Source organism: Kitasatospora sp. NPDC059646 (assembly GCF_042734615.1).
In the GTDB taxonomy this organism is placed as follows: Bacteria; Actinomycetota; Actinomycetes; order Streptomycetales; family Streptomycetaceae; genus Kitasatospora.
The window spans coordinates 62614-72017 of the sequence record NZ_JBHWDS010000042.1; the positions used below are offsets into that span (position 1 = coordinate 62614).

Sequence of the window (9404 nt, forward strand, 5' to 3'; positions counted from 1 at the left end):
TGAAGACACGCCACGACCGCTGCTGAACCGAAGGCCGCAGTGACCGAGCAGAGCAGAATCCGCTTCCGAGCCGAAGCGCGGGCCGAACGCCCCGACCCCGTGCTGCTGTGCCTGCTCGCCGCCGCCGAGCACACCCTCGGCGACCCCGGCGACAGCGCCGAACCACCCGATCTGGACGCCGTCCTGAGTGCCTGTCAGGCCGCCCTGGACCGGCACGCCGCCGCCATCCGGCAGGCCGTCGCCGAACGCCGCCCGCGCGGCCCCGAGGAGACCGCCGCGCTCCTCGCGGCGGTGCTCGGCGGCCGCGAGCGGTTCCACGGCCGCCAGTCCGACTACCGCCGCCTGGAGTCCTCCCTCCTCCCGGAGGTCCTCCGGCGCCGCCGCGGGCTGCCGATCATGCTGTCCCTGGTCTGGACCGCGGTCGCCGCCCGGGCCGGCCTGACCGTCCACGGCATCGCCCTGCCCGGTCACTTCATCGTCGCGGTCGGCGGGCCGGACCCCGGCGACGACTACGTCCTCGCGGACCCCTTCCACGGCGGCCGCCTGCTCGACGTCCCCGACGTCGAGCGCCTGCTCGCCGCGTCCGGCCACGGCTACTCCCCCGAGCTCCTCACCCCCGCCCAGCCGCTGGACACCGTGCTGCGCGTCCTCGGCAACATCCGGCACTGGGCCGCCGAACGGCCCGAACACGCCCGCACCCAGCTCTGGGCCACCGAGCTCGCCCTCCTCCTCCCCCGCCACCCCGCCCAACTCCGCCTCGAACGCGCCGAGTTGCTCGTCAAGACCGGAGACTTCCTGGGCGGCGCCGCCGAGATGGACGCCTACGCGGAGATCCTCGACGCCTTCGACCCCGACAGTGCCAAGCGCGTCCGCGCCGAAGCCAGGTCCGCCCGCCACCGCCTCAACTGAGATGCCCGTTCGCCGCCGCTCCCCCTCCTACAGCCAGCCCTTCTCCCGTGCGACCCGCACCGCCTCCGCGCGGTTCCTCGCCGCCGTCTTCTGGATCGCCATCGACAGGTAGTTCCGCACCGTCCCCTCGGAGAGGTGCAGCCGGGCCGCGATGTCCGCGTTGACCGAGCCGTCCGCCGCCGCGGCCAGCACGTCGCGTTCGCGTCCGGTGAGCGGGTTCGCGCCTTCCGAGAGCGCCGCGGCGGCCAGTGTCGGGTCGATGACCTTCTCGCCGCGCAGCACCCGCCGGATCGCCTCGGCGAGTTCCGCCGCCGGCGCGTCCTTGACCAGGAACGCGTCCGCCCCGGATTCCATCGCCCGCCGCAGGTAGCCGGGCCGCCCGAAGGTGGTGGCGATGACGACCTTGGTCTGCGGCCGGACCCGGCGGATCTCCGCGCAGGCGTCGATCCCGGTCATGCCGGGCATCTCGATGTCGAGCACCGCCACGTCGATCTCGGACTCGACCACCGCCGCCGCGACGGCGTCCCCCCGCGAGACCTGCGCGACCACGTCGAGGTCGCCCTCCAGCGAGAGCAGCGCGGCGAGCGCCTCCCGCACCATTCCCTGGTCCTCGGCGAGGAGTACCCGTACCTGTCCGTCCGTCACGTGCCGCAGCCTATTCCCCGGTGGGGCCGGGTCGCAGCGGGACCAGGGCGCGCAGCCGGAAGCCCTTGCCGCGGTTGGCGGGGCCGGCGTCGAGGCGGCCGCCGACCTGTTCGAGGCGTTCGCGCAGGCCCGAGAGTCCGTTGCCGGGCTGGGACTTGCCGGGGCCGGGGCCGTTGTCGACGACTTCGAGGACGGCGTGGCGGCCGTCGTCCTCCCAGGTCTCGTCGAGGTGGACGGTGCACCGGGTGGCGCCGACGCCGTGCCGGACCACGTTGGTGACGGCTTCGCGCAGGGCCCAGGCGAGCGCGCCGGCCTCGTCGGCGCCGAGGCCGGGGCGTTCGTCGGCGAGCCGGGGGTCGGCGTCGAGCTCGATCCGACTGGCCGCCAGGGCGGTGCGGGCGGCGGCGAGTTCGACCGGCAGGGTGGGTCGGCGGAAGCCGCTGACGGCTTCCCGGACGTCGGTGAGCGACTGCCGGGCGACCTGTTCGATGTCGGCGACCTGGGCGCGGGCCTCGGCGGCCTTCTCGGCGTCCATCAGGCGGCCGGCGAGTTCGCTCTTGATGGCGATCAGGGAGAGCGAGTGCCCGAGCAGGTCGTGCAGGTCGCGGGCGAGGCGCAGCCGTTCCTCGGAGGCGGCGAGGTGGGCGACGGCGGTCCGGGCCTCGCGCAGTTCCCGCATGGTGGTGACCAGGCGCTGCATGCCGTACATGGCGAAGCCGGCCAGCAGGCAGGGCAGTCCGATCGCGACCAGGGTGGAGTTGTCGGCGCCGGTGGTGACGCCGATCAGGGCGAGGACGCCGGTGGTGGCGGTGACTCCGATCAGCGCGGTGCGGCCGGGCAGGACGATGGCGGCGCAGACCGAGGTGTAGGTGAACAGGGTGAGCCAGGCCTCGCCGAGGGCGATCGAGGTCCCGACGGCGATGGCGGCGAGCAGCGCGAACGGCAGGTACTGCCGGGACCGGGCGCTGCTCCGGCTGTTGCGGATCACCACCAGCGACAGGTAGGCGGCGAGGAAGACGACGAGCAGCACGGCTCCGGCGACGGTGCCGGCGGTGTCGTGCTGACCGGTCGTCAGGTCCTGGACGGGGTAGAGCAGGTAGAACGCCCACACCGACGTCCACATCAGCTTGACCAGCAGCTGCCGGCGGGTGTCGACGGGCGCGCCCGGGTAGGTGGTCCAACGGCCGTCCGGCCCGTCCTCCCCGTGGTGCTGGTCGGGGTGGCGGGCCGGGCCGGTGCTCTGCATGCGCGTCATCATGCCTGCTGGGCGTCCCGGCGGTACAGGTGGGCCGCGGCGGCGGTGAAGACGGCGAGGAAGGCGGCGAGGGCGGCGATCGCGGCGCCGGCCACGCCCTGGCCGTGGATGAACGAGGCCAGCTGGTTGTAGTCGTAGACCGGGTTGAACCGGGCGTAGGCCTTCAGCGAGTCGCTGACCGGGAACCAGGTGCCGCCGAACAGGGCCATCAGCATGTAGACGATCATCACGACGGGCTGGACGGCGTCCGGCTGGGCGGCGTAGCCGAGGGCGACGCCGAGCGCCGCGAAGACGAAGCTGCCGAGCCACAGGGCGGCGGCCAGGCCGAGCCACTGGACGGCGGTGAGGTCGACGCCCTCGATCGCGCCGATCACGAAGACGACGGCGATGGCGAGCAGGGTGGTGACGGCGCAGGCGGCGATCTTGCCGAGCGTGTAGGCCCGGCCGGGCAGTGCGGTGAGCCGCAGCTGCCGGGTCCAGCCGCTCTTGCGTTCCAGCGAGATGCGCTGCGCGGAGCCGGTGAGGACGGCGCCGACCGCGCCGAAGGTGGCCATCGAGACCATGAAGTACGACTTGACGGAGACGCCGCCGGCCACCGTGCCGCCGCTGCCGTAGGCGCTGATGAAGAACACGTACAGCAGGGCCGGGTAGAGGACGGTGAACATCAGGTACCGCTTGTTGCGCAGCGTGCGCAGGATCTCCAGCTGGATCAGGGTGGTCATCGCGCGCTCTCCTCTTCGCTCTCGGTGCGGTCCCGCTCGCCGGTGATGGTCAGGAACGCCTGCTCCAGTCCGAGGCTGGTGACCTCCAGCCCGCGCGGGTACAGGCCGGCCCCGTAGAGCGCGGCGACGCCCGCGTCGGCGTCGGTGGAGCGGATCCGGACGGTGTGCACGCCGTCGGCGCGGGTGCTGACGTCGAGTCCGACGGTGCCGGGCAGGCTCCGCAGCAGGGCCTCGTCGGGCACCCGGCCGTCGGAGGGGTGCAGTTCGAAGCCGATCCGGCGGGCGCCGGCCTTGGCCTTGATCTCGGCGGAGGAGCCGTCGGCGATCAGCCGGCCCTTGTGCAGGACCAGCACCCGGTCGGCGATGGAGTCCGCCTCCTCCAGGTAGTGGGTGGCGAACAGCACGGTGCGGCCGGCGTCGGCCTGGGCGCGCATCGCGGCCCAGAACTGCCGGCGCACCGAGACGTCCATGCCGGTGGTGGGCTCGTCGAGGACGATCAGGTCGTTGGCGCCGGCCACCGCGAGGGCGAACCGGACGCGCTGCTCCTGGCCGCCGGAGAGCTTGTCGACCCGGCGGTCGGCGATCTCGGTGATCCCGGCGGTCGTCAGCACCTCGTCGGGGGCGTGCCCCTTGGGGTGCACCTTGCAGGCCAGGGTGACCAGTTCGCGGACCTTGACGTCGCTCATCAGGCCGCCGCTCTGCAGCATCGCGCCGACCCGGCCGGCGGTGATCGCCTCGCGCGGGGTGCCGCCGAACAGTTCGACGGTGCCGCTGTCGGGTTCGCGCAGGCCCAGCAGCAGGTCGAGGCTGCTGGACTTGCCCGCGCCGTTCGGTCCGAGCAGGGCGACGGTCTCGCCCGGTCGCAGGACCAGGTCGAGTCCGTTCACCGCCTTCACCCGGCCGTAGCTCTTGCTGACGTTCCGGAAGGCCGCGACCTCCCCCGTTCCCGTTCCCATCCGACCTCAGTCCCTTCGGTGCCGTTTCTCTGCGACTCCTCAAGGCTCCTCGGAACGGGGGTGCCGGCGGCAGTGTGCACCGTCGTGACGTCCGCATGACGGATGTCACGGGTGCACCGGTTACGCCATGCCCAGGGCGTCCTTCAGGAAGCGGACCTGGAGCAGCAGCAGGTTCTCGGCGACGTCCTCCTGCGGCGTCATGTGGGTGACGCCGGACAGCGGCAGCACGGTGTGCGGCCGGCCGGCGGCGAGCAGCGCGGTGGACAGCCGCAGGCTGTGCGCGACCACCACGTTGTCGTCGGCGAGGCCGTGCACGATCATCAGCGGCCGGCGCAGCGAAGGCGCCAGCGCCACCACCGAGTTGGCCTCGTACACCTCGGGTTCCTCCGCCGGGTCGCCGTAGTAGCGCTCGGTGTAGTGGGTGTCGTAGAGGTCGTGCTCGGTGACGGGCGCGCCGGCCACGGCGGCGTGGAAGACGTCGGGCTCGCGGAGCACCGCGGCGGCGGCCAGGTAGCCGCCGTACGACCAGCCGCGGACGGCGACCCGGGACAGGTCGAGCGGGAACTCCTCGGCGAGCGCGTGCAGCGCGTCGACCTGGTCGGCGACGGTGATCTCGGCGGTGCGCCGGTTGATGGACTTCTCCCAGGCGGGGCTGTGCCCGGGGGTGCCGCGCCCGTCGGCGACGATCACCGCGAAGCCCTGGTCGGCGAACCACTGCGAGGTCAGGTGCGGGTTGTGCGCCTGCACCACGCGCTGCCCGTGCGGGCCGCCGTACGGGTCCATCAGGACCGGCAACTGCCCGTCGGTGTCCGGGTCGTAGCCGGTGGGCAGCAGCACCGCGCAGGGGATCCGCCGCTCGCCGGCGAACCGGAACACCGGGCGGGCGGTGATCAGCGGGGTGTCCGTGTGCGAGGCGATCACCAGCGGCTCGGCGCCGTCCCGCAGCACGCTGACGGTGGTGCCGGGCCGGCGCGGGTCGGCGGTGGTGAGCACGGTGGTGGCGCCGCCGCGCACGGCGCCGAGCGCGCCGTCGCCGATCTCCCGCACGCCGTCCGGGCCGTACTCGAAGACGCCGAGCCAGCCGGGCGGGCGGCGCTCGAACTCGGCGGCGCCGCAGGAGGCGGAGAACAGCACCTTCCCGCCGTCCAGGCCGAGCACCGAACGGACGTGCAGCCCGGCGTCGGTGACGGCCTGTTCACCGACCAGCAGGACCCGGGCGCCGTCCGCGTCGGCGATCCGCACCAGCTGTCCGTCGGCGCGCCGCACCGGCACGCCGGCGAACAGCTCCAGCCAGTCCTGGTCCCGCTCGGTGAGCAGCACAGTGGTGTCGCCGGTCGCCGGGTCGGCCTCCAGCACCAGCTGTTCGCGCTGGTCGCGGGCCTGCACCTGGAGCAGCGGCGGCCCGCCGGCCGACCAGTGCACCCGGGCCAGGTAGGGGTACGCGGTGCGGTCCCAGCGGATCTCGGTGCGGGTGCCGTCGAGGCCGAGCAGCCACAGCCCGACCTCGGCGTTGGGGGTGCCGGCCGCCGGGTAGGCGATCTCGACCGGCGGGCGGCCGGGGTTGGCGGGGTCGGCGATCCACCAGCGGCGCACCGGCGTGTCGTCGACCCGGGCGGCGAGCAGCGCGCCGCCGTCGGGGGACCACCAGTAGCCGCGGTCGCGGCCCATCTCCTCCTGGGCGATGAACTCGGCCTGCCCCCAGCTGACGCCGTCGCCGTCCGGGCCGGCGAGCAGCCGGTCGCCGCTGCCGTCGACGGCGGTCACCCGCAGTTCGCCGGCCGGGGTGGCGTAGGCGACGTGGCTGCCGTCGGGGCTCGGGCGCGGGTCCAGGAGCGGTGCGGCGGCGGGCAGTTCGCGGGCCTCGCCGCTGTCCGGGGCGACCGCGAACAGGCGCCCGGAGAGCGCGAACACGGCGGTGCGCCCGGCCGCGTCGAGGGCGTAGCCGACGATCCCGGCGGAGGTCTCCCGGCTGCGCTCGCGGCGGGCCTTCTCGGCGTCGGACAGCTCCTCGGCGCCGCCGCCGAGCAGCACCGCCGGGTCGGCGAGGACGGTCTCGGCGCCGGTGGCGACGTCGAGGCTCCACAGCAGGTTGGCGGGCGCGCCCGTGCCCCTGGAGCGCAGGAACAGCACCCGGGCGCCGTCCGGGGTGACGGTGAACGACCGGGGCGCGCCGGCGGTGAAGCGGTTGGTGCGCGCGTACTGCCGGGGGAAGGTGTCGTGCGGCTTCTCGGTGGTCATGCCGCCGACCCTACGGCCTGGCCGGCGGCCGATCACTCGGTCGGCCCAGCCCGCCCGAACTGCGGCGTACGGCCGTTCGGACCGTCCCTGACCGGCGGCGCAGTACCCCCGCGGGGTCGGCGCGACACCCCCGGCCGGGTCACGGTACGTCATCCGGAGGTCGCCGATCGGGTATCTGTGGACCCATCGTTCCGCCCGCTGCCCCCCGGGGCCGCGCACCCGAGGAAGGGTGTGAGCCGTCATGGCTGTGTCCGTCTCCGCCGTTGTGTTCATGCTGGTCGTGGTCTGCGTGCTGGTCCGCCGGTCGACCTTGAAGTTGAGCCACGCGCTGGTGTGCGCACTGCTCGGCTTCCTGCTGGCGTCCAGCTCGATCGCGCCGTCGATCCAACAGGTGACGGCCAACCTGGCCGGGATGATCACCGAGCTGAAGCTCTGACCGCCCGCCGCGCGCCGTCACGGCCTGTCCGGGAGTCGCTCCCGGGCAGGCCGTAAGCTGCCGGGCATGACCTCCGTACCTCCGGCCGACGCGCGCGGACTGCTGCTGGTGCACGCCCACCCCGACGACGAGTCGATCAACAACGGCTCCACCATGGCGCGTTACGCCGCCGAGGGCGTCCGGGTCACGCTGGTGACCTGCACCCTCGGCGAGGGCGGCGAGGTGATCCCGCCGGAGCTGGCGCACCTGGCGCAGGGCTGGGACGACACCCTCGGGGCCCACCGGATCACCGAGCTGGCCGCCGCGATGCGCGAGCTGGGGGTCACCGACCACCGCTTCCTGGGCGGCCCGGGCCGCTACCGGGACTCCGGGATGATGGGCGTCCCGGACAACGACGACCCCGCCTGCTTCTGGCAGGCCGACGTGGACGAGGCGGCCGGCCACCTGGTCGCGGTGATCCGGGAGGTCCGCCCGCAGGTGCTGGTCACCTACGACGAGCAGGGCGGCTACGGCCACCCCGACCACATCCAGGCGCACCGGGTGGCGCTGCGCGGCCACGAGCTGGCCGCCGACCCGGCGTTCCGGCCGGAGCTGGGCCCGGCCTGGCAGGTCGCCAAGGTCTACTACAACCGGATGCCGCGCTCGGTGATCGAGGCCGGGCTGCGCCGGACCGCCGCCGAGGCCCCGTTCAAGGGGGTCGCGCCGGTCGACCAGATCCCCGGCGTGGTGGACGACGCGGTCGTCACCACGGCGCTCGACAACGCGGCGTACCTCGGGGCGAAGGCCGCCGCGATGCGGGCCCACGCCACCCAGATCGTGGTCGAGGGGAACCACTTCGCGCTCAGCAACGACCTGGGCCAGCCGCTGATCGCCTCCGAGTACTACCAGCTGGTCCGCGGCACGCCCGGCCCGGGCGACCCGGAGACCGACCTGTTCGCCGGGGTGGCCCGGTGAAGTTCCTGCACCCCTTCCTCGGCACCCGCGAGGACCGCCTCGCCGAGCCGATGCCGCCGCGCGGCCTGCGGATCGCCGCCTACGCCGTGCTGTTCCTGCTGGGCGCGGCGGTCTCGGTGTGCGGAGCTTTCGTGCAGACCCTGTGGGCCCCGCTGGGCGTGCTGATCGCCCTGCTGGCCTGCGGCGGCCTGTTCTACGGCGGCCTGCGCGCGACCGGCACCAAGCTGGGCGCGGGCGTCCCGCTGGCCGGCTGGTTCCTGGTGCTCGCCGTGCTGCTGGCGCCCCGTCCGGAGGGCGACCTGGTGCTGTCGGCGACCGCGACGGCGTACGCCTACCTGTTCGGCGGCTCGGTGCTCGGCGTGGTGTGCGCGACCCTCCCGACCCGCTCCGGGTTCCTGTTCGGCGTACCGGCGCCGGAGCCCCGACGGACCGTCAAGGGCGGCGGGCGGTAGTCCCATACCGGGGGGATTCGGACCATTGGGATCTCCCGGTCGTCGGACGGGTCGCAGGCGCAGTCGGTATGGTGGTGCCTCGGCGGGCCCACCCCACCGTCCGGTCCGACCGGGCAGGACGGTACCTTCGGCACCACTCGCGTGACGGGGGCGTTGCCGCAGCCGACATGTGAACAGCTGATGTCCCAGGGGCCGATCGGCCCGCCGCACGCCGCACTCCGTCGTACGGCAGCCCACCCCGCCCCATACGCAGCGGACGGCCCAGCCGGCCCGGCCGCGAACCCGGAGCAGAGCAGCATTGAGCAGCCGCGAATCTGACAACGCCCACCCGCAGCCCCGCCGCGGCGGCCCTGACGCGTACCCGTCGGGCACCCCGCCGTACGGCACCGGCCTGCCCGGTGGGCTTGGCCCGGACCCGGCCGCCGCACGGACCGCTCCCGGCCCGCGCGCCGACGAGGCCGAGGTGCCGAAGACGGAGACCACGCTGACCACCCGGGTCCGGATCAACATCCCCGGCTCCCGGCCGATCCCGCCGGTCGTGGTGCAGAGCAAGGTGAAGGACGAGAAGCCCGCCGAGCCGGCCGGCCCGCGCCACCGCGGCGGGGGCGGCGACCCGGTGCTCGGTGTGATGGACTCCGGCACCGGCCGCACCTCGGCCGTCCCGCCGAACCTGCCGCCGGAGTGGCAGGAGCCCGCCGCGCCGAAGCCCTCCGAGTCGGAGTCCACCGGCGAGTGGTTCAAGCCGCGCCAGAAGGGCCGTCAGGAGCCCGCGGCGGCCCCGGCCGCCGCCCCGCAGGCGGCCCCTGCCCCGCCGGTCGCGGGCGGCCCGGCCGGCGG

General features: G+C 74.4%; 9 protein-coding genes and 1 pseudogene. 5 read left to right on the forward strand and 5 right to left on the reverse strand.

The window, feature by feature from the left end:
* Positions 1–39 precede the first annotated feature (39 nt).
* The gene (locus tag ACFV1L_RS26145; protein ID WP_380369984.1) at positions 40–909 is read left to right on the forward strand and encodes a transglutaminase family protein; all 870 of its coding nucleotides are present in this window, start codon (positions 40–42) and stop codon (positions 907–909) included.
* 27 nt (positions 910–936) lie between these two features.
* On the opposite strand, the gene ACFV1L_RS26150 is transcribed toward ACFV1L_RS26145, so the two are convergent.
* The 5 genes from ACFV1L_RS26150 to ACFV1L_RS26170 all read right to left on the reverse strand — a co-directional run bounded on the left by ACFV1L_RS26150 (position 937) and on the right by ACFV1L_RS26170 (position 6725).
* Positions 937–1554, reverse strand: a complete 618-nt coding sequence (locus tag ACFV1L_RS26150; protein ID WP_380369987.1) for a response regulator — start codon at positions 1552–1554, stop codon at positions 937–939.
* Between the two features lie 10 nt (positions 1555–1564).
* Positions 1565–2800, reverse strand: coding sequence for a sensor histidine kinase (locus ACFV1L_RS26155; RefSeq protein WP_380369989.1), 1236 nt, complete (start codon positions 2798–2800; stop codon positions 1565–1567).
* A gap of 8 nt (positions 2801–2808) precedes the next feature.
* The gene (locus ACFV1L_RS26160; RefSeq protein ID WP_380369992.1) at positions 2809–3531 is read right to left on the reverse strand and encodes an ABC transporter permease; all 723 of its coding nucleotides are present in this window, start codon (positions 3529–3531) and stop codon (positions 2809–2811) included.
* A complete protein-coding gene (locus tag ACFV1L_RS26165) occupies positions 3528–4487 on the reverse strand; it encodes an ABC transporter ATP-binding protein (RefSeq protein ID WP_380369994.1) in 960 nt (319 codons plus the stop codon). Before ACFV1L_RS26165 ends, ACFV1L_RS26160 begins: the two co-directional genes overlap by 4 nt.
* Before the next feature lie 120 nt (positions 4488–4607).
* Entirely contained in the window at positions 4608–6725 is a 2118-nt protein-coding gene (locus ACFV1L_RS26170) for an alpha/beta fold hydrolase (RefSeq protein WP_380369997.1), read from the reverse strand.
* 241 nt (positions 6726–6966) lie between these two features.
* Here ACFV1L_RS26170 and ACFV1L_RS26175 point away from each other — a divergent pair, with 241 nt between their 5' ends.
* The 4 genes and pseudogenes from ACFV1L_RS26175 to ACFV1L_RS26190 form a co-directional block, all read left to right on the forward strand.
* The gene (locus ACFV1L_RS26175; protein WP_380369998.1) at positions 6967–7161 is read left to right on the forward strand and encodes a DUF2304 family protein; all 195 of its coding nucleotides are present in this window, start codon (positions 6967–6969) and stop codon (positions 7159–7161) included.
* A gap of 66 nt (positions 7162–7227) precedes the next feature.
* Positions 7228–8115: an N-acetyl-1-D-myo-inositol-2-amino-2-deoxy-alpha-D-glucopyranoside deacetylase gene (gene mshB / locus ACFV1L_RS26180; protein WP_380369999.1), complete on the forward strand. Its 888-nt coding sequence runs from the start codon at positions 7228–7230 to the stop codon at positions 8113–8115.
* On the forward strand, positions 8112–8567 hold the full coding sequence (locus tag ACFV1L_RS26185) for a DUF6113 family protein (RefSeq protein ID WP_380370001.1): 456 nt from the start codon (positions 8112–8114) through the stop codon (positions 8565–8567). Before mshB ends, ACFV1L_RS26185 begins: the two co-directional genes overlap by 4 nt.
* A gap of 298 nt (positions 8568–8865) precedes the next feature.
* Positions 8866–9404: pseudogene (locus ACFV1L_RS26190) on the forward strand (hypothetical protein); the annotation flags it as partial.